The sequence below is a fragment of the Amycolatopsis sp. PSD-21 genome, from assembly GCF_055561455.1.
In genome coordinates, this window is record NZ_CM145712.1 from 5,035,800 (window position 1) to 5,058,496 (window position 22,697).

Genomic DNA, 22,697 nt, shown 5'->3' on the forward strand with positions numbered 1-22,697 from the left:
GGCGATGCCGATGACCATCGAAGTCGGTGTCGCCGAACTGGCCGCGACCCGGTTCGCGATCTCGCCGCTGTCCGAGACCGTGGCCGGTGTGCAGCAGCTCGCCGGGATCGACCGCAACGCGGTCAACCTGCCCTGGCTTCGGTGGGCGCGCGAAGAACTCGATCGCGAGCCACTCGACCTTTCGCGGACCTGGCCGTTGCTCGTGACCGGCAGGCTCGTCTGGCCGGAGTTCCTCGCCCCCGCCCCGCGAGACTCGGGGGATTCCCTCGACAACGACCTCGACGCGCTGCGGCGAACCCCGGCAGACCGGGTGAGGGCAAGCCTCGGCCGGGTCTTCGGTGCGAACCTTCCGGGTGCCGTCGCGGCCCTCGCCGACGACCCCGCGTCCGTGCTGCGAGAGGTCGCCGAAGAACTGCGCGCCGCCCACGACCGCCTTGTCGCGCCGCATTGGCCGCGGATCCGAGCGGTACTCGACGCCGACGTCGGTTACCACGCCCGTGCGCTGACCGCGGGCGGTGCCGAGCGGTTGTTCGCGGACCTGCATCCGGATCTGCGCTGGCACAACGACCGGGTGATCCTGGCCGGCGAGCGGTGGCGCGATCAGCATCGTGTCGTCGCGCGCGGGCCGGGCGGTCTCGTGCTGATGCCGGTCGTCCTCGGGTCGCCGTATGTCCTGGTCAAGGGGAACACCTCGACCCAGACCACGATCCGCTATCCGGCGAGGGGAACCGGCGCCCTGTGGACCGCCGGAACCCGGCCGCCCCGGTCCGCCACGGTCCGGCTGCTGGGGCGGACGCGGGCGGACCTCCTCTCGGCGCTGTCCTCCCCCGCGACCACGACCGATCTGGCCCGCGCTCTCGGCGTGACGCCGAGCGCCGTTTCCCAGCACCTCAAGGTCCTGCGGGACAGTGGCCTGGTCGCACGGGAACGCTCCGGCCGCAGCGTTCTCTATCTCACGACACCGCTCGGCGAACGCCTGCTCTGACGGTCAGAGGTCGATCAGCTCGACGGTCACCTCCGCCACATCACCCTCCTCGATCCCCTCGGCTTTACGAACGGCTTTCTTCACCGGCAGCACGTACGCGCCTCGTTTGGCGTCCGGGAAGATCGACGTCTTCCATTCGCTGCCACCGATACCGGCCTGGACCCGGACCGCGCCGAACCCCCGGCGCGGGCCGTCGGTGATCTCGCGGATCTCCTCGGAGACGTCCTGGGGCAGGCTGACGAAGGTCCAGGTCTCCCCGCGGCGGGCGTCCCAGACCCAGAGCTCGGCATCGAACACGACGATCATCGGTGGAGCCTCGCACACGGGTCCGACAGTTTCCGCGTCGTGTCGCATGCGGGCAAGGACGGAGGGATTTGGACGCTGGGCATCGGGCGGCACGGGCCCAGCGGAAAGCGGCAGCGCCCTAATCCTGCGAAGGATGCCGCAGTGACCGAGCCGTCGTCGCGCCGAGCACTCGCGAAGCCATCCACGCCAGCGCGTCGGCCGTGCGCGCCGGGGTGTCCGACGGCTGCATGATGTGGCTCAGCACGGTCCGCACCACGACGTCGATCGCCACATCCAGCTGCGAAGCGTCCAGCGGCGGGCCGTAGGCGCGGACACGACCGCGCAGCATGACCGTCGCTTCGCTCAGCAGGCTCCCGGCCCGCGACGTCAGCAGCGGCAGCAATTCGGTGTCGGCACCGTGCGTCGCCGAGACGATGGCGCGCAGCAGGAGGTTGTCGTCGGCGAGTTCGAGGACGCCGCGGACGGCGTCGTGAATGGCCTCGACGAGGTCTTCGGGGTGCCGCTCGAACGCGTCCCGGACCACGGAGAGGAACCGGGCGAGTTCGTGAGAGATCATCGCTTCGGCCAGCCGGCTCTTCGAACCGAGTTCGTTGTAGACGGTCTGACGGCTGACGCCGACGATCTCCGCGAGTTTGCTCATCGTCACCGAGGACCAGCCGGAACGCACGGTCAACTCGATCGCCGCCGAGACGATCGGTTGACGGTACGGACCTCCCGCGACCGGTGCCTCACTCATGATCGTCATTCTAGGCGGCCGTTCCCGCCGCGAACGCCAGCGCGTCCGGCCACGGCGTCCGCCCCGCGATATGGCGGCGGTACTTCATGATCTCGCGCGGCCGGTCGATCGTCAGCGCCCCGACGACCCGGTCCCCGCGCCGGTACAGCGCCGTGAAGCCGCCGGCCTCCGGGACGGCGGCCACCACCTCGTCCGCCCGCGGGGTGCCGACGAATTGGATCCGGTGGTCGTACCAGTCCGACCAGAAGTACGGCACCGGCGCCAGCTCGCGGGCCGACTCCGGGGCGAGCGCGTGCCGAGCGGCCGCGGCACCCTGCTCCGCGGCGTTCGTCCAGTGTTCCAGCCGCATCAGCTCGCCGTCGAACAACGGGTTCGGGGCGTGCGCGACGTCCCCGGCGGCATACACGCCGGGGATTCCTGTCCAGAGCGTCGCGTCGCACACCACGCCACCGTCGCGCTCGTGCAGCGGGACCCCGCTCCCCGCCAGCCAGCCGGTGGCCGGGACGACGCCGATACCGGCGACCACCAGGTCCGCGGGCAGCACCTCGCCGGTCGATAGCCGGACACCGGTCACCGCACCGCCGTCGGATTCCAGGCCGGTGACCGTCGTGGACAACCGCAGTTCGGTGCCCGCTTCGCGATGCAGCGAAGCGCACACCGCGCCGGCCTCGGCCCCGACGGACCTGGTCAGCGGGACGTCGAGCGCCTCCACGATCGTCGTCGCCAGCCCGCGTTTCCGGGCCGTGGCGGCGACCTCCGAGCCGATGAAACCCGCCCCGATCACGACCGTGCGCGCGCCGTCGTCGAGGGCGGCACGGACGGCGAGCGCGTCCTCGGCGGTCCGCAGCGTGTGGACCCCCGCGATCCCGTCGCTTCCGGGGAGTCGCCGCGCGGTGGCGCCGGTCGCGATCACCAGCGCGTCGTAGGGAACCGTCCTCCCGGCGACCGACACCTCACGAGCGGCCGGGTCGAGCCCGTCCGCCGGCGCGCCGAGCATCAGCTCGACGCCGAACTCGTCGCGCAGTACGGCTCCGGTGTGGAAGGGGTCGACCCGCCCTGGGCCTTCCGTGGCCAGGAAGGACTTCGACAGCGGGAGCCGGTCGTAGGGCGGGTGGTCCTCCGCGCCGATCAGCACGATCCGCCCCCGGTACCCGTCCCGGCGCGCGGCCTCGACCGCGCGCAGTCCGGCCAGCGACGCTCCCACGACGACCAGTGCCACGGTCAGTCCCGCAGCTTCAGGGCGAGGACCGGGCAGGCGTCGACGGCGGCGGACAGGTCCTGGCGGTGTTCCTCACCGGGCCGCTCGTCGAGCACGACGACCGTCCCGTCGTCGCCCACCTCGAAGAAGTCAGGCGCCATCGCCTCGCACATGCCCAGCCCGTCGCATTTCGCGCGGTCCGCCTCGATCCTCATCATGCTCCGACCCTTCCCGGTGCCACGAAATCGACCTTTTCCCGCACCCCGCAGTCCGGGCAGCACCACGAGTCCGGGATCGCCGACCACGGCGTTCCGGCGGGGAAACCCTCACGCGGGTCGCCGAGTTTCTCGTCGTAGACGTAGCCGCAGCCCGGGCACATCCCGCCTTCGGTCGCGTCGCCGTGCGTGTCGGCGACGACCCGGGAGGGCGCGGTGACGCGTGTTCCGTAGCGCGCCAGGATCTTGGCCCGTTTCGAGGGCTGGATGTTGGCGCGGGACATGTCGCCGTCGAAGTGCGCGAGGACGCGCGGGTCCATCACGCGCCGCCACACCGGCGGGAACAGCGCCAGCACGATCATCCCGGCGTAGCCCGTCGGCAGCACCGGCGATTCCGCGAAATCACGCAGCGTCTGGTAGCGGCGGGTCGGGTTGGCGTGGTGATCGCTGTGCCGTTGCAGGTGGTAGAGCAGCACGTTGGTGGCGATGTTGTTGGAGTTCCAGCTGTGGCTGGGATCCACCCGTTCGTAGCGGCGCCGGTTCGGCGGACCGACCTTCTGCCGCCGCATCCCGTAGTGCTCCATGTAGTTCACGACCTCCAGCAGCGAGAAGCCGATCACGGCCTGGATCACCAGATACGGCAGGATCCCCGGCCCCAGCCACACGGTCATCGCCGCCCACAGCACCGCCGACATCAGCCAGGCGTTGAGCACGTCGTTGCCGATGCGGAACGGATGCCGGTCGCGCCGGGCGTACCGCTTGCGCTCCAGGCCCCACGCGGATTTCAGCGAGCCGAACACCGTGCGCGGCCAGAACCGGTAGAAGCTCTCCCCCACCCGGCTGCTGGCCGGATCCTCCGGGGTCGCCACCCGGACGTGGTGGCCGCGATTGTGCTCGATGTAGAAGTGGCCGTAGAAGCTCTGTGCCAGCGCGATCTTCGACAGCCAGCGTTCGTGGCTCTCCTTCTTGTGCCCCAGTTCGTGCGCGGTGTTGATGCCGATACCGCCGATGCAGCCGATCGAGATCGCCAGCCCGATCTTGTCCGCGACGGACAGGTCGCCGCGAGCGATCAGCCAGAACGCGAGCACGAAACCCGCGTACTGGATGGGCAGGAAGGCGAAGGTGATCCACCGGTAGTAGCGATCCTTCTCCAGCCGTTCGATCACGTCGTCGGGCGGATTACTGCGGTCCAGCCCGGCGAGCAGGTCGATCAGCGGCACGATCACCAGGATCACGATCGGCCCGATCCAGAACCACACGCCCCAGCCGGTGGCCGCGTGCAGCCCGATGGCCAGGAAGGCGAGCGAGGGGACCACCAATCCGATCAGCCAGAGGTACCGCTTGCGGTCCGTCCACCGTTCGGTCGAGCCCGCCGGGATCGTGCCCGTCATCTCGCTCATCGCACCCTCCTCCATTGGCTGGGTTTACAAAACTGTAGGTGATGTACACCAGGTTTGACAAGTGGACGCCATTTGTAAATCCGGCGTTGCTTCGTTTCGTGGGAACCTGGCGATATCTTGTATTCGTAAGGAAACTTACTTAACTTGTGAAGACACGCCGCGACCCACTTCGTCCGCCCCCGAAGGAGCGCGAATGCCCCGATCAACCCGCCGGATCCGGCCCGCTGCCGTGGCCGCCGTAGCCGCCGCCCTGCTGGTCCTGCCCGCCATGCCCGCCGCCGCGAGCACTTTGGCGAACAGCCCCTGGCCTGGCGCTTCAGCCGTCGCGAACGCCGACGGTTCGAACGTCCTCGGCGGCAACATGAGCGGCCTGTCGTTCGGCAGTCCCGACGTCCTGTGGGCGGTCAAGAACGGTCCCGGGACGCTGTACCGCCTCGTGCGCGACGGCGCCAAGTGGCGGCCGGACACCGCCAACGGCTGGTCGTCGGGCAAGGCGCTGCGCTACCGCGACGGCAAGGGCGACCCCGACGCCGAAGCCGTCGTCGCCACCCCGGACGGCGTGGTCGCGGCCACCGAACGCGACGGCGACAACAGCAAGACGAGCGCCCTCAAGGTGCTGCGGTACGACGTGTCCGGTTCGGCCAAGACGCTCAGTGCCAAGGCCGAATGGAACCTGACGGCGGACCTGCCGAAGGTTTCGGCCAACGACGGCCTCGAAGCCGTCTCGTGGGTCCCGGACAGCGCCCTCACCGCCAAGGGATTCGTGGATCAGCGCACGAAGGCGCCGTACAACCCGAGCACCTATCCCGGCCACGGCACCGGCCTCTACCTCGTCGGCCTCGAAAGCAACGGGATGATCTACGCCTACGCGCTCGACCAGGCGGGCGGGAAGTACACCCGCGTCGCGAGTTTCGCGAGCGGGCTCGGCTCGATCATGGAACTCGAGTACGAGACTTCGACCGGCAAGCTGTGGGCGGTCTGCGACGACACCTGTGGCGGTGACTCGACGACGCTGGCCGTCGACGCGCAGGGCAAGTTCGCCGTCACGGCCACCTACGACCGTCCGGCCGGGATGCCGGACTACAACAACGAAGGGTTCGCGATTTCGGCCACGTGCGCCTCCGGGAGCAAGCAGGTCGTCTGGGCCGACGACGGCAACGAGGGCGGCCACGCGCTGCGCGCCGGCACCCTGTCCTGCGGCTGAACGGGGCGCGACATGAAATTCGCCTCCCTCGCGATTCTCCCGGCCTTGACCATTCCCCTGTTCCTGCCGTCCGCCGCACTGGCGGACGACGGCTGGGAATCCATCGGCACCGGCATGACGTCCGGCGCCAGCGGTATCGCCGTCCTCGACCGGGACGACGACCGGATCGACGCACTTGTCCTCCGGGACAACAAGAAACCCGGCGAGAATCGCGCCGTCCGGGTTCGTCTCGACCACGGCAAGGTGTCCAAGGTGGACACCATCGACTGGCCCGGCGAGCTCCCGGTCGATCTCGAAGCGGCCGAACCCGTACCGGGGAAGAACGGCGAATTCCTCGCGCTGGCCAGCGACGGCAAAGGCTTTCACTTCGCCTTGAAGGACAGGCGCCTGAAAGTACTCGGCACCTTCCAGGTGCCGAAGGGCGACCCGGAGGACAATTACGAGGGCTTCGCACTGAAAAAGGTGAATGACCGGTTGTTCGCGGTCTGGGCGGACCGCGGCCAGGACGCCCGCCCGGCCACGCTCTACTCGGCGGAGTTCTCGGTCTCGAAGCTGTCCTTCAAGAAGCCGAAGTCGATCCCGTTCCGCGTCACGTACCCGGCCACCCACGTCCGGCACACCTCGGACGTGGAGATCACCGCGGACGACCGAGTCCTGATCTCGGCCGCCTCGGATCCCGGCGACGAAGGCCCCTTCGATTCGGCCGTGTACGAGGCCGGTGTCCTCCGTTCCGACGGTTCGATCGCCCTCTCCCCTGTCCCGGTGAAGATCGGCGACTTCCCCGGCCACAAGATCGAGGCCATGACATGTCTGTCCCGCTCGTGCGGCAGCCTGCTCTACGGCACCGACGACGAGGCCGCGGGCGGTAGGCTCCGGATCGCGACCAGGACCGGCCCGGAGGACCAGTGATCAGCGAAGACCTGCGCGAGCGCCGCCTCAAGATCATCGAAGAGCACATGGACACCGAGGTGGCCCACGAGTTCGACCGCACGCTGGGCACCTTCAACGGGCATCCGCACTACGAGATCATGGCCACCGGGCAGATCTTCGACGGTGACGAAGAGGTCATGGCGTACTACCGCATGACCCGGACGGCGTTCCCGGACCAGCGGCACGACAACGTCCGGTATCACTTCGCCGACGAGTCGGTGATCGTCGAATTCGACCTGCTCGGCACCAACCTCGGCGAGTTCTACGGCCGCCCGCCCACCGGCAAGGCGTTCCGGGTGCCGATCATCGCGGTGTTCTTCTTCGACGAGGACCGGATCACCAACGAGCGCATCTACTTCGACGCCGCCAGCCTGATCACCCAGGCCGGGCACGCCGAACTGCTGACCCTCCTGGCGTCCGGCGACGTCTGAGCCGACGCCGGCCGAGGATTACCCCGGAGCACCCGGGGTACCCGGCCGGTATGGCAGAAGCAGAACGAGCCGACGGCGCACAGCGCACCGGACGGCGTCCTCCGCAAGTGGCCGCGCTGGTCGTCGGCGCGGTCTTCCTCGTGGTCGGCGTCCTCGGCTTCATCCCGGGCATCACCACCGGCTACGACGGGCTCGAATTCGCCGGGCACCATTCCGGAGCCCGGTTGTTCGGCGTCTTCGCCGTGTCGATCCTGCACAACCTCGTGCATCTGCTGTTCGGCGTGGTGGGCGTGTTCGCCGCGCGCAAACGCGCCGCTTCCCGGATCTTCCTGATGATCGGCGGCGGGAGCTATCTGCTTCTGTGGATCATCGGCCTGGCGATCCCGCAGAGCAGTCCGGGGAACTTCCTGCCGTTCAACGTCGCCGACAACTGGCTGCATCTCGGCCTCGGCGTCGGCATGATCGCGCTGGGTGTCTTCACCACCGCGCTCGAACGCAAGGCGGGCGACTACCCGGAACCTGGCCTGCAGCACCAATGAAAACGTCCGGGCCCGCCGCGGAAGCGACGGGCCCGGACGTTCGGATCAATCTCAGACCAGGTCGTACCGGTCGAGGTTCATGACCTTGTCCCACGCGGAGACGAAGTCACGGACGAACTTCTCCTTCGCGTCGTCGCTGGCGTAGACCTCCGCCACCGCGCGAAGCTCGGAGTTGGACCCGAACACGAGGTCGGCGCGGGTACCGGTCCACTTCACCTCGCCGGTCGCGGAATCGCGGCCCTCGAAGGTCTCCGCGTCCTCCGACGTGGCGGTCCACCGGACGCCCATGTCGAGCAGGTTCACGAAGAAGTCGTTGGTCAGCGACCCCGGCTTCTCGGTGAACACGCCGTGCTTGGACTGCTGGGCGTTCGCGCCGAGGACCCGCAGGCCGCCGACGAGGACGGTCATCTCGGGCGCGCTCAGGTTCAGCAGGTTCGCGCGGTCGATGAGCAGGTACTCTGTCGGGAGACGGTGCCCCTTGCCGCGGTAGTTGCGGAACCCGTCGACGGTCGGCTCCAGCGGCGCGAACGACTCGGCGTCGGTCTGCTCCTCCGTCGCGTCGGTGCGGCCCGGGGTGAACGGCACGGTGACCTCGAAGCCGCCCTCCTTCGCGGCCTGCTCGACGGCGGCGACGCCGCCCAGCACGATCAGGTCGGCGAGCGAGACCTTCTTGCCGCCGGTCTGGGCGCTGTTGAACGCCTCCTGGACACCCTCCAGGGTCCGCAGCACCTGCGACAGCGTCTGCGGGTCGTTGACCTCCCAGTCGCGCTGCGGCTCGAGGCGGATGCGGGCACCGTTCGCGCCACCGCGCTTGTCGCTGCCGCGGAAGGTCGAGGCCGACGCCCAAGCGGTGGAGACCAGCTGCGAGACCGAAAGGCCCGAAGCGAGCAGCTTCTCCTTCAGGGAGGCGATGTCCGCCTCGTCGATCAGCTCGTGGTCGACGGCGGGCACCGGGTCCTGCCAGATCAGCGTCTCCTGCGGCACCAGCGGGCCGAGGTAGCGCTGGATCGGGCCCATGTCACGGTGGGTCAGCTTGAACCAGGCGCGGGCGAAGGCGTCCGCGAACTGGTCCGGGTTCTCGTAGAACCGGCGCGAGATCTGCTCGTAGACCGGGTCGAAACGCAGCGCCAGGTCGGTGGTGAGCATGCCGGGCGCGCGGTTGAGCTTGCCGTCCTCGGGGTCCGGCACGGTGTTCTTCGCCTTGCCGTCCTTCGGGACCCACTGGTGGGCGCCCGCCGGGCTCTTGGTCAGCTCCCACTCGTACTCGAAGAGGTTGTGGAAGAACCAGTTGCTCCACTGGGTCGGGGTCGGCGTCCAGGTGACCTCGAGACCACTGGTGATCGCGTCGCGGCCCTTGCCGCTGCCGAAGGTGTTCTTCCAGCCCAGGCCCTGCTCCTCGATCGAGGCGCCTTCGGGCTCGGGGCCGACGTACTTGTCCGGGTCGGCCGCGCCGTGCGTCTTGCCGAAGCTGTGGCCGCCGGCGATCAGCGCGACGGTCTCCTCGTCGTTCATCGCCATCCGGCCGAACGTCTCGCGGATGTCGCGGGCCGCGGCCAGCGGGTCCGGGTTCCCGTTCGGGCCTTCCGGGTTCACGTAGATGAGACCCATCTGCACGGCGGCCAGCGGGTTCTCCAGCTCACGGTCGCCGGTGTAGCGCTCGTCGCCGAGCCACGTGCGCTCGGGGCCCCAGTACACGTCCTCGTCCGGCTCCCAGACGTCGGCGCGGCCACCGGCGAAGCCGAAGGTCTTGAAGCCCATGGTCTCCAGGGCGCGGTTGCCGGTGAAGATCATCAGGTCGGCCCACGAGATCTTGCGGCCGTACTTCTTCTTGACCGGCCAGAGCAGGCGGCGGGCCTTGTCCAGGTTGCCGTTGTCCGGCCAGCTGTTGAGCGGGGCGAACCGCTGCATGCCAGCGCCCGCGCCACCGCGGCCGTCCTCGATGCGGTAGGTGCCCGCGCTGTGCCACGCCATGCGGATCATGAAGCCGCCGTAGTGGCCGAAGTCCGCGGGCCACCAGTCCTGCGAAGTCGTGAGGACGGCGTCGACGTCCTTCGCGAGCTCGGTGAGGTCGAGGGTCTTGAACTCGGCGGCGTAGTCGAATCCGGCGTCCATCGGGTCGGACGCGGCCGAGTGCTTCCGGAGGATCTTCAGGTTGAGCTGGTTCGGCCACCAGTCGCGGTTGCCCGCGCCTTCGGTGGGGTGGTTGCGGCGGCCCGACGAGACGGGGCAGCCGCCCGCGCTCTCTTCGTTCATTTCGCCGATGACGGCGTCCGGGCTGTCAGACACGGGAATCCTTCCGGGAATCAGAACTGCAGGGCTCAGGAACGGGGTTCGATGGCACAGTCGGGACACAGGCCCCAGTAGATGACCTCGGCCTCTTCGATCACGAAGCCTTGGTCGTTCGACGCGGTCAAACAGGGTGCGGGACCGACGGCGCAGTCGACGTCGGCGATGGCACCACAGGTCCGGCACACGACGTGGTGGTGGTTGTCCCCTACCCGGGACTCGTACCGTGCCACGGATCCCGACGGCTGGATCCGCCGTACGAGACCCGCGGCGGTCAGTGCCCGCAACACGTCGTAGATGGCCTGGTGAGAGACCTCGCCGAGTTCCGTGCGCACGGCCCCGATGATCGAGTCGGTGTCGGCGTGCGGGTGGTCGCGTACCGCTGTCAGCACGGCCACCCTGGGACGCGTCACGCGCAGGGAGGCCCCGCGCAGCATCCGCTCGAAGTCCGGGGTCGTGGGCACGGCCGCAGTCTGGCCCATTTTCTGGAATGAATCAAGTTCTTGCGTCCCGGGCGTGTCCCCGCCCACGCCGGCCTCGTGAGTGACTAGGACGGCTCGGTGGCGCGGACTGGGCTTGACCGGGGTTGCGAAAGCCACTTTCGAGACGTCTGGTGTCCCGAAAGTGGCTTTCGCGACGCCGCCTCCAGACCCCTGGCGCAGGATCAACAGCGGCCGGGAGCCAGTGGACACGAGGAGATCCCGTCACTCGTCGCGCGCCAGCAGGTCCCGGACCCGTTCCTGCAGCACCTCCCTCGGGTACGCGTTCACCTGGGCGCCCGCCATCCGCACCGGGTCGCCGAAGAAGAAGTACTCGTACAGCGACTCCCGTCCGGCGAAGCTCGAGACCGACGCGTCGAACGCCAGCTTGAACAGCCGCGCGCGGTCCTTGGCAGGCAGCGTGGCCGACTGGAGGTACGTGTCGATGTCGGGACGGCCTTCGGCCTCGAAGTCCGCTTCACCCGGCAGGGCCATGAGGCCGGAGGCGGAGAACTTGCGGATGATCTCGGTCAGCCGCGGCGAGACCTTCGTGGGGTACCAGTTCCGGGCGGCGTTGAGGACTTCCCACTTGGGCAGGAAGACGCCGTCCTCGCTGAGTTTCCCGTCGGCCTCGGCCGCGCGCAGCACGGCCTTCTCGATCTCGACGTAGGAGATCAGCTCCGACAGGTCCTGCTGGATGTGCTGGAAGCCGCCGATGCCGATCGCGGCGGCGATCTCACTGGCGAGGCCGAGGTAGAACTCCGTCTTGGCCAGCGTGCGCGTGACGACCTGGTGGGTCATGAGAGCGCCGGCGCCGGTCTCGGAGTACCAGGCGTTGCACAGTTCCGGGTGCCCCAAGAGGAAGACCCGCTCGTTCGGGACGAAGACGTCGTCGAACACCACGACCGCGTCCATCTCCTCGAAGCGGGAGGCGAGCGGCTCGTCGAAATGCGATCGGCCGTGGTCGAGCCCGGCCCGGCAGAAGTACTTGAGGCCGGGCGCGTCGTTCGGGACGGCGAAAGCGTACGAGTACGGCGCATCCTCAGGAGTACCGCGCAGGACCGTCGACGGGAAGACCAGGAGTTCGTCGGCGATCGGCGCGATGGTGGCGAGCATCCGGGCGCCGCGGACGACGATGCCGTCTTCCCGTTCCTCGACCACCTTCGCCGACAGGTTGCCGCCGCCCTGCTGGCTGCCCGACACCGAACGGTTGACCTGCGGCGGGATCAGGGTGTGCGTCGCGAGGAGATCGTTCTCGCGCGCCATCTCGTAGTACTTCTGGATGCGTTCGCCGTAGACGGGATCGGCCTGGGAGAAGAACTTCTTCGCGGTCGAGAGTGCGGTGAGCGACGAGTTCATGTAGTCGCCGGTGCGGCCGAGGAAGCCGTTGGAGTATTGGGCCCACACGGAGAAGGCGGCGCGACGGCGCTTGAGGTCTTCCTCGCTGCGCGGCACCAGGAACGACGTGCCGACCCGCTCCCCCGTGGTCGGCGATTCGTAGGTCAGGACGTCACGGTGCGCCGGATCGTGCTGGAGGTCGAACAGCTTCGCGTAGGTCAGCGCGTTGTTGCGGAACGCCGGGTGCTCGGCGACCTTCGAGGTCACCTTCTCGCCGTCGACGTACAGCTCCGGCGTCATCGCGTTGAGCTTGTCGAGGTACTGCTGTCCGGTACGGGCTCCCATGTCGTGCTCCTTCTCGGGTGGACGTCGTTGTCAGAACAGGGATTCGTGGCCTTGCGCGGATTCGTGGATGGTCGAGAACTGCCCGTTGACGAAGCCGAGCGCGTCGCCGGAGCGGTAGTCGAACTCCTGCACCTCGCCGAGGAACAGGGTGTGGTCGCCACCGTCGTAGGCGGCCCACGGCGTGCAGTCGAACCAGCTGAGGACGCCGCCGAGCCGCGGCGCGCGCCCGCCTTCGACCCACGTCGGCGCGCCTTCCGGAGTCGGGCGGCCGGCGAAGTTCATCGCCAGCGCCTCCTGTTCGGCTCCGAGGACGTTGACCGCGAACGGGCGCCCGGCGAGCAGGTCGTGGCTTTTCACGGTGCGCTGGATGGAGACGAGCACGAGCGGCGGATCCATCGAGACCGCGGTGAAGGAGTTCACCGTCAGGCCGTGCCGTTTCGTGGCGGCATCGAAGGTCACCACCGCGACACCCGTCGCGAACCGGCCGAGGCAGCCGCGGAAGAACTGCGCGGGCGGCCGGTACAGGCTCGATCCCGGCGGGAAACTGGTTTCGCGTGACATCATGACCATCCCGCCTGTTCCTGTTCTATAATCGAACAGCCAGTTCAACTATCGAAACGGATCGTATACGATGATTTCGGAGTCCCGCAAGACCGCGAGCACGTCCCAGACGCTCAGCCGCGGCATCCGTGTCCTCGAAGTCCTTGCCGACGCCCAAGAACCGCTCAGTGTCGACCGGATCGCCGAACGGCTCGGGGTGCACCGCTCGATCGCGTACCGGCTCATCCGCACCCTCGAAGAGCACGGGCTCCTCACGCGGGAACCCGCCGGGAAATACGAACTGGGCGCGCGATTGGCCGCGCTCGCGGCAGGCATCAAACACGATCTGCAGGCCGCGGCCTTGCCAGAACTGACGGCGGTCGCGAACGAACTCGGCATGACGTGTTTCGTGGCGGTGATGGACCGCGAGGAATGCGTGACCCTGGTCAGCGTGGAACCCCGGCACGCCGTCGCGTCCGTCGCGCAGCGCCCGGGGTCCAGGCATCCGTTCACCGCCGGCGCTCCCGGCCGCGCGATTCTTTCCCAGCTACCGGAAGAGGACTGGCCGGAGGGGATCAAGGAAGTCACCGACCGCGGCTACGCGGACAGCCACGGCGAGGTGATCGAGAACCTCAGCTCGGTGGCCGTGCCACTCCCCCTGCGCGGACACGCTCCCGCGGCGCTCGCGGTCGTCTACCTGTCCAGCACGCGAACCCCCGCCGAGCTCGCGGAGCGGCTCAAGGCGGCGGCGAAGGCCGTCCGTGACGCTCTCGGCGGGTGAGCGTCACGGACGGCGGGATCACTTCGAGAAGCGCAGCGGGCTGACCGCCTGCTCGGCTTCGTGATCCGGCCCGAGCGGGATTCCCGACCGGTCACGCAGCAGCAAGGTGGCGATGAGGCCGATGACGGTCATCCCGCCCAGATAGACGGCCACGGACACCGACGTGCCGGTCGCGCCGACCAGCGCGGTGGCGATCGTCGGCGCGAACGCGCCACCGAGGATCGCGCCGAGCGCGTACGAGATCGAAACACCGGAGAACCGGATCGACGCGGGGAACAGCTCCGCGTAGAACGCCGCCTGCTGGCCGTAGGTGAACCCGAGCCCGACGCTGAGGATGATCAGGCCCAGCGCCAGCAACACGATGTTCCCGGTGTCCACCAAGGGAAAGAGCAGCGCGACGCCGGCGAGCTGCGCGATCCAGCCGACCACGTAGGTGCGCCGCCTGCCGATCCGGTCGGACACCGCGCCCGCCGCCCACGTCGAGAGCAGCCAGGTCGCCGCCGACGCGGTCACCGCCCACAGCACCGGGCCGCGGTCGAGCCCGATCGGGCCCTTCGGGTTGGTCGCGTAGTTCTGGATGTAGCCCCCGGTGGTCATGTAGCCGACGGCGTTGTTGCCCGCGAACACCAGCGCGGCCACCAGAACGAGCACGGCGTGTTTGCGGAACAGCTGGATGATCGGGGTCCGGGTCTGCTCGCGGCGTTCGGCGATCTCCCGGAAGACCGGGCTTTCCTCGACGCGGCGCCGCACGTAGTGGCCGACCAGGATCAGCCCGACACTGAGCAGGAACGGGATCCGCCAACCCCAGTCGAGGAACGCCTGCCCCGGCACGAGCAGGCTGGTCAGCGCCAGGACACCGGAGGCCAGCAACAGCCCGAGCGGGACACCGATCTGCGGCGAGGCGCCGAAGAGTCCCCTGCGCTTCGACGGCGCGTGCTCGACGGCCATCAGGACGGCGCCACCCCATTCACCACCCGCCGAAACGCCCTGCAGGATCCGCAGCAGGATCAGCAGAACCGGCGCGAGGACACCGATCTGATCGAACGTCGGGAGCACGCCGATCAGCGTGGTCGCGACGCCCATCAGGATCAGGGTGAGCACCAGGACCACCCGGCGGCCGTACTTGTCGCCGAAGTGCCCGGCGAGGAACGCGCCGAGCGGACGGAACAGGAAGCTCACGCCCACCGTGGCGAAGGAGACGAGCGTGCTGTTGGCACCGAGGCCGGAGAAGAACAGCTTGCCGAAGACGAGACCGGCGGCGGACGCGTAAACGAAGAAGTCGTACCACTCGACCGTGGTGCCGACGACGGTCGCGAACGCGACCCGGCGCCGATCGGAAGACGGTGGAGCGGTCCGGCCGGGCGTGCGTTCATCCTGCGCTGGATTCGACACCTTGACTCCTTTGACATAGGCCTGACGCGAGTGGCGGCCCGCAGGGATCCCCGGGCGAGCGAAGGCCACTCGGTGACCGCCTTGCCACTGTGGCACGGAATCATATACGTTATTAGATACGAAGCAAGGGTCGAGGATTCAGGGGAACATGGGCACTTACGAGGCAGCATCGCCTTCCGGCCGCGCGTCCGGTCCGCTGGACACCCGGCCGGGCAAGATCATCGCCGTCCATCTCAGTTACGCGTCCCGCGCCGAGCAGCGCGGGCGGCGGCCGGCGAACCCGTCGTACTTCTTCAAGCCGTCGAGCTCGATCGGCACTTCCGGTGGCACGGTCGAACGTCCGGCAGGCACCGAACTGCTGGCCTTCGAAGGCGAGATCGCGCTGGTCATCGGCACCACGGCCCGCTGGGTGAAACCGGACAAGGCATGGGAGCACGTAGCCGCGGTCACCGCCGCGAACGACTTCGGCCTCTACGACCTGCGCGCCGCGGACAAGGGCTCCAACGTCCGTTCCAAGGGCGGCGACGGCTACACCCCGCTCGGCCCCGGCCTCATCGACGCGCGCGACATCGATCCCTCGTCGCTGCGCATCCGCACCTGGGTGAACGGCGACCTGGTGCAGGAGGACAGCACGGCCGGGCTGCTGTTCCCGTTGCGGCAGTTCGTTTCCGACCTTTCCCAGCACTTCACGCTCGAACCTGGCGACGTCATCCTCACCGGGACCCCCGCCGGCTCGACGGTGGTCTCCCCCGGCGACGTCGTCGTGGTCGAAGTGGACGTTCCCGGCACATCCCTCAGCAGCGGGCGGCTCCACACCACCGTCACCCAGGGCATCCGGTCCTTTTCGGACATCGGCAGCCTGCCCGAGGTCGACGACAAGCAGCGCGCCGAAGCCTGGGGAACTCCTGCCGAAGCGGCCGAAGAGAACTCGCCCACACTCAGCGAGGAACTGCGCGCCAAGCTTCTTCGCGCACCCGTCGCGGGTTTGTCGGCGCAGCTGCGCAAACGCGGGCTGAACAACGTCGCGATCGACGGCGTGCGCCCGAATCTGCCCGGCTCGAAGGTCGTCGGCACGGCGAGGACACTGCGTTTCGTCCCGAACCGCGAAGACCTCTTCAAGTCCCATGGCGGCGGTTACAACGCGCAGAAACGCCTCTTCGACTCTGTCGGCGCCGGCGAAGTGATCGTCATCGAAGCCCGCGGTGACAAGGGTTCCGGGACGCTCGGGGACATCCTGGCGCTGCGGGCGCGCTACCTCGGCGCCGCCGGGGTGATCACCGACGGCGGGGTCCGCGACTTCGAGGCCGTCGCCGCGACCGGCCTGCCGGTGTTCTCGCAGGGCCCGCATCCGGCGGTCCTCGGCCGCAAACACGTGCCGTGGGACACCGACGTCGCGGTCGCCTGCGGCGGGGCCACCGTGCTGCCCGGCGACATCATCGTCGGCGACGACGACGGCGTGGTCGTCATCCCGCCGTCGCTGGCCGAAGAGATCGCCGACGCGGCGCTCGTCCAGGAGGACGAAGACGCTTGGATCGCCGAGCAGGTCGGACAGGGCCGCCCGATCGAGGGGCTCTTCCCGCTGAACCCGTTGTGGCGGGAAAGGTATGAGGCATGGCAGAAGAAGCAGTGAAGACGACCAGCAAATCCGAACTCGCCTACGAGTGGCTGCGTGAGCGGATCGCCCGGCACGAGTACGGACCCGGCTACCGGCTCGTCCTCGCCGAGATCGCCGGCGCGCTCGACATGAGCGTCGTCCCGGTGCGCGAGGCGATCCGGCGGCTGGAGGCCGAACGGCTGGTGACCTTCGAGCGCAACGTCGGCGCGCGCGTGGCGATGGTGGACCAGAACGAGTACGTCCACGCGATGCAGACCCTCGGTGTCGTCGAAGGTGTCGCCACCGCGCTGTCCGCGCCGCAACTGTCCGAAGAGAACATCGCGCGGGCGCGGCGGGTGAACGAGCGCATGATCGCGCTGCTGGACCACTTCGACGCGCACGAGTTCACCGCGCTGAACCAGCAGTTCCACTCGCTGCTCTTCGAATGCTGCCCCAACCCGCAGATCCTCGACCTCGTGCACCAGGGCTGGACCCGGCTGTCCGGGCTGCGCGACTCCACGTTCGCGTTCGTGCCCGACCGCGCGCACCGGTCGGTCGAGGAACACGAAGAGATCCTCCGGCTGATCATCGAGAAGGCCGATCCGCTCGACATCGAATTCGCCGCGCGCAATCACCGCTGGGCCACCATGCAGGCCTTTTTGGACGCTCGAGAGCGCGCGAACCGCTGACTGAGGAGGGCTAGTCTTGACCACCACCACTCCCCGGCCGATCCCGGACGGTGTCCCGGAGCGGATCCGGCACTACATCGGCGGCGAACTCGCCGATTCGGCCGACGGCGCCGTCTTCGACGTGCTCGACCCGGTCACCAACGAGGTCTACGTCCAGGCCGCCGCGGGGAAGAAGGCCGACATCGATCGCGCCGTCGCCGCCGCGCGGAAGGCGTTCACCGAGGGGCCTTGGCCGAAGCTGCTGCCGCGTGAGCGGTCGCGCGTGCTCAACCGCATCGCCGATCTCGTCGAGTCGCGGGACAAGCGGCTGGCCGCGCTGGAGAGTTTCGACTCGGGTCTGCCGATCTCGCAGGCGCTGGGCCAGGCGCGCCGGGCGGCGGAGAACTTCCGGTTCTTCGCCGACCTGATCGTCGCGCAGGCCGACGACACCTACAAGGTGCCCGGCCGTCAGATCAACTACGTCAACCGCAAGCCGATCGGCGTCGCCGGCCTGATCACGCCGTGGAACACGCCGTTCATGCTGGAGTCGTGGAAACTCGCGCCCGCGCTCGCGACCGGCAACACCGTCGTGCTCAAACCGGCGGAGTTCACCCCGCTTTCCGCGTCGCTGTGGGCGGAGATCTTCGAGGAGGCCGGGCTGCCGCCCGGCGTGTTCAACCTCGTCAACGGCTTCGGTGAGGACGCCGGCGACGCGCTGGTGAAGCATCCGGACGTCCCGCTCATCTCGTTCACCGGCGAGAGCGGCACCGGCAGCCTGATCTTCGGCAACGCGGCACCGTTCCTCAAAGGACTGTCGATGGAGCTGGGCGGCAAGTCGCCCGCCATCGTCTTCGCCGACGCCGATCTGGAGACCGCGATCGACGCGACGATCTTCGGCGTCTTCTCCCTCAACGGCGAGCGCTGCACAGCGGGCAGCCGGATCCTGGTCGAGCGCGCGATCTACGACGAGTTCGTCGAGCGCTACGCCGCGCAGGCCAAACGGGTCAAGGTGGGCGACCCGAGCGACCCCGAGACCGAAGTCGGCGCGCTGGTGCACCCCGAGCACTACGACAAGGTCATGAAGTACATCGAGATCGGCAAGACCGAGGGCAGGCTCGTCGCCGGCGGCGGCCGCCCGGACGGCTTCCCTGCCGGGAACTATGTGGCGCCGACGGTGTTCGCCGACGTCAAACCGGACGCCCGGATCTTCCAGGAGGAGATCTTCGGCCCGGTCGTCGCGATCACGCCGTTCGACAGCGAAGAAGAGGCGCTGGAGCTCGCGAACAACACGAAGTACGGGCTCGCGGCCTACGTCTGGACCAACGATCTCAAGCGGGCGCACAACTTCGCGCAGTCCGTCGAGGCGGGCATGGTGTGGCTCAACTCGAACAACGTCCGCGATCTGCGCACGCCCTTCGGCGGGGTGAAGGCGTCCGGGCTGGGACACGAGGGCGGCTACCGCTCGATCGACTTCTACACCGACCAGCAGGCGGTGCACATCAACCTCGGCGAGGTGCACAACCCCGCCTTCGGCAAGGGCTGACCCCGTTCCCCGTCCACAAAGGATGACGCAATGAAGCCGATCCCCACCCCTAAATCACCGCCGCCGGACGTCCTCCGCTGCGCGTACATGGAACTCGTCGTCACCGATCTGGCGCGGTCGCGCGCGTTCTACGCCGACGTCCTCGGCCTGACGGTGACCGAGGAGGACGAGACCACGGTCAGCGTCCGTACGATCGACGAGTTCATCCACCACAACCTCGTGCTGCGCCAGGGTCCGGTCGCCGCGGTGGCGGCCTTCTCGTACCGGGTGCGGTCGCCGGAGGACCTCGACAAGGCCGTCGCGTTCTACACGGAGCTGGGCTGCCGGGTCGAACGCAATGAGAACGGGTTCACCAAAGGCATCGGCGACTCGGTGCGCGTGCAGGACCCCCTCGGCTTCCCGCTCGAGTTCTTCCACGACGTCCAGCACGTCGACAGGCTCAGCTGGCGCTACGACCTGCACGTCCCGGGCGCGCTGGTCCGGCTCGACCACTTCAACCAGGTCACGCCGGACGTCCCGCGCGCGGTGAAGCACATGGAAGACCTCAACTTCCGCGTCACCGAAGACATCCAGGACGACCAGGGCGTCACGTACGCGGCCTGGATGCGCCGCAAGCCGACCGTGCACGACACCGCGATGACCGGCGGCGACGGGCCTCGGATGCACCACGTCGCCTTCGCCACGCACGAGAAGCACAACATCCTGTCCATTTGCGACAAACTCGGCTCGCTGCGGATGTCGGACCACATCGAACGCGGCCCCGGCAGGCACGGCGTCTCGAACGCGTTCTACCTGTACCTGCGCGACCCGGACGGGCATCGCGTCGAGATCTACACGCAGGACTACTACACCGGCGATCCCGACAACCCGGTGGTGACCTGGGACGTGCACGACAACCAGCGCCGCGACTGGTGGGGCACGCCGGTGGTCCCGTCCTGGTACACCGACGCCTCGCTCGTCCTCGACCTCGACGGCAAGCCGCAGCCCGTGGTCGCGCGGACCGAGGAAAGCGAACTGGAGGTCACCATCGGCGCCGACGGCTTCTCCTACACCCGCAAGGGTGACGACGAAGGCGAACTGCCGGCGTGGAAACAGGGCGAGTACAAACTCGGCAACCAGCTCTGAGGCGGGGACATGCTCGAACAGGAAACGATCGCCGCGATCGCCGACGAACTGGCGGCCGCGGAGGAGGCCCGGGAGACGATCCCGCTGCTGACGGCGCGCTATCCGGACATGACCGTCGAGGACTCGTACGCCGTGCAGAACGAATGGCGGCGCCGGGGTATCGCGGCGGGACGCCGTCCGGTCGGGCGCAAGATCGGGCTCACGTCGAAGGTCATGCAGGCCGCCACCGGGATCACCGAACCCGACTACGGCGCCATCTTCGCGGACATGGTGTTCGAGAACGGCTCCGTGATCGAGCACGGCCGGTTCTCGAACGTGCGCATCGAGGTCGAGCTGGCCTTCGTCCTCCGTGACTCCCTCGCGGGGCCGGACGCCACGGTGTTCGACGTGCTGCGGGCGACCGAGTACGTCGTGCCCGCGCTGGAGATCCTGTCGTCGCGGATCGAGATGGCGGGCCGGACCATCGTCGACACGATCAGCGACAACGCCGCCATGGGTGGGATGGTCTACGGCGGCAACCCGGTCGCCGTGGACGCCGTCGACCTGCGGTGGGTTTCGGCGCTGCTGTACCGCAACGAGACCATCGAGGAATCCGGAGTCGCCGCCGCGGTGCTGAACCATCCCGCGAACGGCGTCGCCTGGCTGGCGAACAAACTCGCCCAGCACGGTGACAAGCTCGATCCGGGCGACATCGTGCTGGCCGGGTCGTTCACGCGGCCGATGTGGGTGCACCCGGGCGACACCGTGACCGCCGACTACCGGGATCTGGGGGCGATCACATGCCGCTTCGTCTAGATCCGCCGTTCCGGGATCGGCTGGGCGAGCGGCCGCTGGTCGGCATGTGGGTCACGTCGGGCAGCCCGGTCGTCGCGGAGATCTGCGCGGGCTCCGGGCTCGACTGGCTGCTCGTCGACACCGAGCACTCCCCCTCCGGGCTCGAGACGGTGCAGTCGTTGCTGCAGACGATCGCCGCGTATCCCATCACGCCGATGGTGCGCGCCCCGTCCGGTGACGCGGTCGCGCTGAAGCAGCTGCTCGACCTGGGCGCGCAGAACCTGCTGGTGCCCATGGTCGACAGCGCGGAGGAGGCGGAGGCCGTCGTGCGGGCCGTCCGCTATCCGCCTCGTGGCGTGCGCGGTGTCGGCAGCGCTCTGTCGCGGTCGGCGCGCTGGAACCGAGTCGAGGACTATCTCGCGAAGGCCGAGCAGTTCACGTCGCTGTTCGTGCAGATCGAGTCGACGGCGGGGGTCGCGGCGGCCTCCGAGATCGCCGCTGTCGATGGCGTCGACGGGGTGTTCGTCGGGCCGTCCGACCTGGCCGCCTCGATGGGCCTGCTCGGAAAGCAGACGCACCCCGACGTCACCGCGGCCGTCTTGGGCACCTTCGAGGCCGTTCGCGCGCGGGGAAAACCGGTCGGCGTCAACGCTTTCGACCCGGCGCAGGCCCAGCGTTACCTCGACGCCGGCGCTTCGTTCGTGCTGGTCGGCGCCGATGTCACCCTGCTCGCTCAAGGTTCGGAGGCGCTCGCGAGGCGGCATCAGGCTTAAGGTCTTGGCATGCTCCCGTGGCTGCTCGACTCCGACCCCGCCCTGCGCTGGCAGGTGGAACGCGACCTCGCGCACGAGCCGCCCGAGGTCTGGGAGGCGACGCGGGCGCGGATCGCGACCGAAGGTTTCGGCGCGCGGCTGCTCGCCCACCAGGATCCGGACGGCCAGTGGGCGGGCGGCGCGTTCTTCCCCGCCGGGTTCACCGGCGCGGAAGGCGGGCAGCCGTGGACCGCGACGACGTGGTCGCTCAACACCCTGCGTGAGTGGGGCATGGACGCCGCGGCCCTTTCCGGGACGGCCGAACTTCTCGCTCGGAACAGCCGTTGGGAGTACGACGATCTCCCGTACTGGGGTGGCGAGGTCGACTGCTGCATCAACGCGTGGACCCTCGCGAACGGCCTGTGGCTCGGTGCCGACGTCGCCCCGCTCGTCACGTGGTTCTCGGAGCATCAGCAACCCGATGGTGGCTGGAACTGCGAATGGGTCTCAGGTTCCCAGCGCTCGTCCGTGCACTCGACGCTGAACTCGCTCAAAGGCCTGCTCGCCTCCGAAACCGCGACCGGTGGCACTCCGGCTTCGCGGGCCGCGCGGCGCGCGGGTGAGGAGTACCTGCTGGAGCGAGGCCTGTTCCGGCGGCTGTCGACGGGTTCGGAGATCGCGCCGTGGATCACGGTCTTCGCGTATCCGTTCCGCTGGTTCTACGACGTGCTGAACGCGGCCGACTACTTCCGTGAGGCGTCGCTGCACGATGGTACGGCTCCGGATCCGCGAATGGCCGAAGCCGTCGAACGCATCCGTGCCGCACGGCAGCCGGACGGGACCTGGCTACAGGCCCATCGGCACGCCGGGAGGGTGTGGTTCGAGGTCGACGTCGCGGCGGGTGAGCCCTCGAAGTGGCTGACGTTGTATGGCAGCCGGGTGCTGAACTGGTGGGATTCCGCGGCTTAGGCCGGGGTTCGTGGGTTTGGTGCCGGGTCTTCTGGTTGTGGCTGCGGTCGGCCGCCGTTCCGACCTGGCGGGAGCTACACAGACGGGATGATGGCCAAGCATCAGCGTCCACCGCGATTCAGGTGGTCCGAGGCTCCGTTCTACCCGTGGGCATGCCGAAGGGCCCG

General features: G+C 68.7%; 23 protein-coding genes. 13 read left to right on the forward strand and 10 right to left on the reverse strand.

Annotated elements, in window-relative coordinates; translation table 11 throughout:
• Positions 1–4: 4 nt before the first annotated feature.
• Positions 5–985, forward strand: coding sequence for an ArsR/SmtB family transcription factor (locus tag ACZ1DY_RS23815; RefSeq protein WP_257486349.1), 981 nt, complete (start codon positions 5–7; stop codon positions 983–985).
• A gap of 3 nt (positions 986–988) precedes the next feature.
• Here the strand turns inward: ACZ1DY_RS23815 and ACZ1DY_RS23820 are convergent, their stop codons facing one another.
• From ACZ1DY_RS23820 to ACZ1DY_RS23840, 5 genes are all read right to left on the reverse strand, one after another.
• On the reverse strand, positions 989–1,291 hold the full coding sequence (locus ACZ1DY_RS23820; protein WP_219151582.1) for a DUF1905 domain-containing protein: 303 nt from the start codon (positions 1,289–1,291) through the stop codon (positions 989–991).
• A 118-nt stretch (positions 1,292–1,409) separates the two neighbouring features.
• Positions 1,410–2,036, reverse strand: a complete 627-nt coding sequence (locus tag ACZ1DY_RS23825; RefSeq protein WP_126735034.1) for a TetR/AcrR family transcriptional regulator — start codon at positions 2,034–2,036, stop codon at positions 1,410–1,412.
• A 1-nt stretch (position 2,037) separates the two neighbouring features.
• Complete coding sequence (locus tag ACZ1DY_RS23830) at positions 2,038–3,246, reverse strand: NAD(P)/FAD-dependent oxidoreductase (RefSeq protein ID WP_465480887.1); 1,209 nt, start codon at positions 3,244–3,246, stop codon at positions 2,038–2,040.
• A gap of 2 nt (positions 3,247–3,248) precedes the next feature.
• Positions 3,249–3,443: a ferredoxin gene (locus tag ACZ1DY_RS23835; RefSeq protein WP_126735032.1), complete on the reverse strand. Its 195-nt coding sequence runs from the start codon at positions 3,441–3,443 to the stop codon at positions 3,249–3,251.
• Entirely contained in the window at positions 3,440–4,840 is a 1,401-nt protein-coding gene (locus ACZ1DY_RS23840; protein ID WP_465480888.1) for a fatty acid desaturase, read from the reverse strand. The genes ACZ1DY_RS23835 and ACZ1DY_RS23840 overlap by 4 nt, the downstream gene beginning before the upstream one ends.
• Positions 4,841–5,033: 193 nt before the next feature.
• Between ACZ1DY_RS23840 and ACZ1DY_RS23845 the strand changes: the two genes are divergently transcribed.
• Genes ACZ1DY_RS23845 through ACZ1DY_RS23860 form a run of 4 tightly spaced genes read left to right on the forward strand, consistent with a single transcriptional unit; the run spans position 5,034 to position 7,944 of the window.
• Positions 5,034–6,044 carry an SdiA-regulated/phytase-like domain-containing protein gene (locus tag ACZ1DY_RS23845; RefSeq protein WP_465480889.1) on the forward strand — a complete coding sequence of 337 codons (1,011 nt, stop codon included), beginning with the start codon at positions 5,034–5,036 and terminating at the stop codon, positions 6,042–6,044.
• Between the two features lie 12 nt (positions 6,045–6,056).
• Positions 6,057–6,953, forward strand: coding sequence for a hypothetical protein (locus ACZ1DY_RS23850; protein ID WP_465480890.1), 897 nt, complete (start codon positions 6,057–6,059; stop codon positions 6,951–6,953).
• Complete coding sequence (locus ACZ1DY_RS23855) at positions 6,950–7,405, forward strand: ester cyclase (RefSeq protein ID WP_034318989.1); 456 nt, start codon at positions 6,950–6,952, stop codon at positions 7,403–7,405. Before ACZ1DY_RS23850 ends, ACZ1DY_RS23855 begins: the two co-directional genes overlap by 4 nt.
• A gap of 50 nt (positions 7,406–7,455) precedes the next feature.
• A complete protein-coding gene (locus tag ACZ1DY_RS23860; protein ID WP_465480891.1) occupies positions 7,456–7,944 on the forward strand; it encodes a DUF4383 domain-containing protein in 489 nt (162 codons plus the stop codon).
• Positions 7,945–7,995: 51 nt separating this feature from the next.
• Here ACZ1DY_RS23860 and katG read toward each other — a convergent pair whose 3' ends face one another.
• The 4 genes from katG to ACZ1DY_RS23880 form a co-directional block, all read right to left on the reverse strand.
• The gene (gene katG, locus ACZ1DY_RS23865; protein WP_465480892.1) at positions 7,996–10,230 is read right to left on the reverse strand and encodes a catalase/peroxidase HPI; all 2,235 of its coding nucleotides are present in this window, start codon (positions 10,228–10,230) and stop codon (positions 7,996–7,998) included.
• A 32-nt stretch (positions 10,231–10,262) separates the two neighbouring features.
• A complete protein-coding gene (locus ACZ1DY_RS23870; protein ID WP_185927239.1) occupies positions 10,263–10,694 on the reverse strand; it encodes a Fur family transcriptional regulator in 432 nt (143 codons plus the stop codon).
• A gap of 240 nt (positions 10,695–10,934) precedes the next feature.
• A complete protein-coding gene (gene hpaB, locus ACZ1DY_RS23875; protein WP_465480893.1) occupies positions 10,935–12,392 on the reverse strand; it encodes a 4-hydroxyphenylacetate 3-monooxygenase, oxygenase component in 1,458 nt (485 codons plus the stop codon).
• A 30-nt stretch (positions 12,393–12,422) separates the two neighbouring features.
• A complete protein-coding gene (locus tag ACZ1DY_RS23880) occupies positions 12,423–12,956 on the reverse strand; it encodes a flavin reductase family protein (protein WP_465480894.1) in 534 nt (177 codons plus the stop codon).
• A gap of 67 nt (positions 12,957–13,023) precedes the next feature.
• Here ACZ1DY_RS23880 and ACZ1DY_RS23885 point away from each other — a divergent pair, with 67 nt between their 5' ends.
• Positions 13,024–13,713, forward strand: coding sequence for an IclR family transcriptional regulator (locus ACZ1DY_RS23885; protein WP_219151565.1), 690 nt, complete (start codon positions 13,024–13,026; stop codon positions 13,711–13,713).
• Positions 13,714–13,731: 18 nt separating this feature from the next.
• Here ACZ1DY_RS23885 and ACZ1DY_RS23890 read toward each other — a convergent pair whose 3' ends face one another.
• Positions 13,732–15,105 (reverse strand): MFS transporter, encoded by a 1,374-nt coding sequence (locus tag ACZ1DY_RS23890; protein WP_257486339.1) that lies wholly within the window; start codon positions 15,103–15,105, stop codon positions 13,732–13,734.
• A gap of 148 nt (positions 15,106–15,253) precedes the next feature.
• Between ACZ1DY_RS23890 and ACZ1DY_RS23895 the strand changes: the two genes are divergently transcribed.
• The 7 genes from ACZ1DY_RS23895 to ACZ1DY_RS23925 are packed head-to-tail and all read left to right on the forward strand — an operon-like array spanning position 15,254 to position 22,530.
• A complete protein-coding gene (locus ACZ1DY_RS23895) occupies positions 15,254–16,735 on the forward strand; it encodes a fumarylacetoacetate hydrolase family protein (RefSeq protein WP_465480895.1) in 1,482 nt (493 codons plus the stop codon).
• Entirely contained in the window at positions 16,717–17,388 is a 672-nt protein-coding gene (locus ACZ1DY_RS23900; RefSeq protein WP_257486337.1) for a GntR family transcriptional regulator, read from the forward strand. The genes ACZ1DY_RS23895 and ACZ1DY_RS23900 overlap by 19 nt, the downstream gene beginning before the upstream one ends.
• Before the next feature lie 16 nt (positions 17,389–17,404).
• Entirely contained in the window at positions 17,405–18,910 is a 1,506-nt protein-coding gene (hpaE, locus tag ACZ1DY_RS23905; protein WP_465480896.1) for a 5-carboxymethyl-2-hydroxymuconate semialdehyde dehydrogenase, read from the forward strand.
• A gap of 30 nt (positions 18,911–18,940) precedes the next feature.
• Positions 18,941–20,035 (forward strand): 3,4-dihydroxyphenylacetate 2,3-dioxygenase, encoded by a 1,095-nt coding sequence (gene hpaD / locus ACZ1DY_RS23910; protein ID WP_465480897.1) that lies wholly within the window; start codon positions 18,941–18,943, stop codon positions 20,033–20,035.
• Between the two features lie 9 nt (positions 20,036–20,044).
• On the forward strand, positions 20,045–20,830 hold the full coding sequence (gene hpaH / locus ACZ1DY_RS23915) for a 2-oxo-hept-4-ene-1,7-dioate hydratase (protein WP_465480898.1): 786 nt from the start codon (positions 20,045–20,047) through the stop codon (positions 20,828–20,830).
• Positions 20,815–21,582, forward strand: coding sequence for an HpcH/HpaI aldolase family protein (locus tag ACZ1DY_RS23920; RefSeq protein ID WP_465480899.1), 768 nt, complete (start codon positions 20,815–20,817; stop codon positions 21,580–21,582). Before hpaH ends, ACZ1DY_RS23920 begins: the two co-directional genes overlap by 16 nt.
• A gap of 9 nt (positions 21,583–21,591) precedes the next feature.
• Positions 21,592–22,530, forward strand: coding sequence for a squalene cyclase (locus ACZ1DY_RS23925; RefSeq protein ID WP_465480900.1), 939 nt, complete (start codon positions 21,592–21,594; stop codon positions 22,528–22,530).
• The last annotated feature ends 167 nt before the right edge of the window (positions 22,531–22,697 follow it).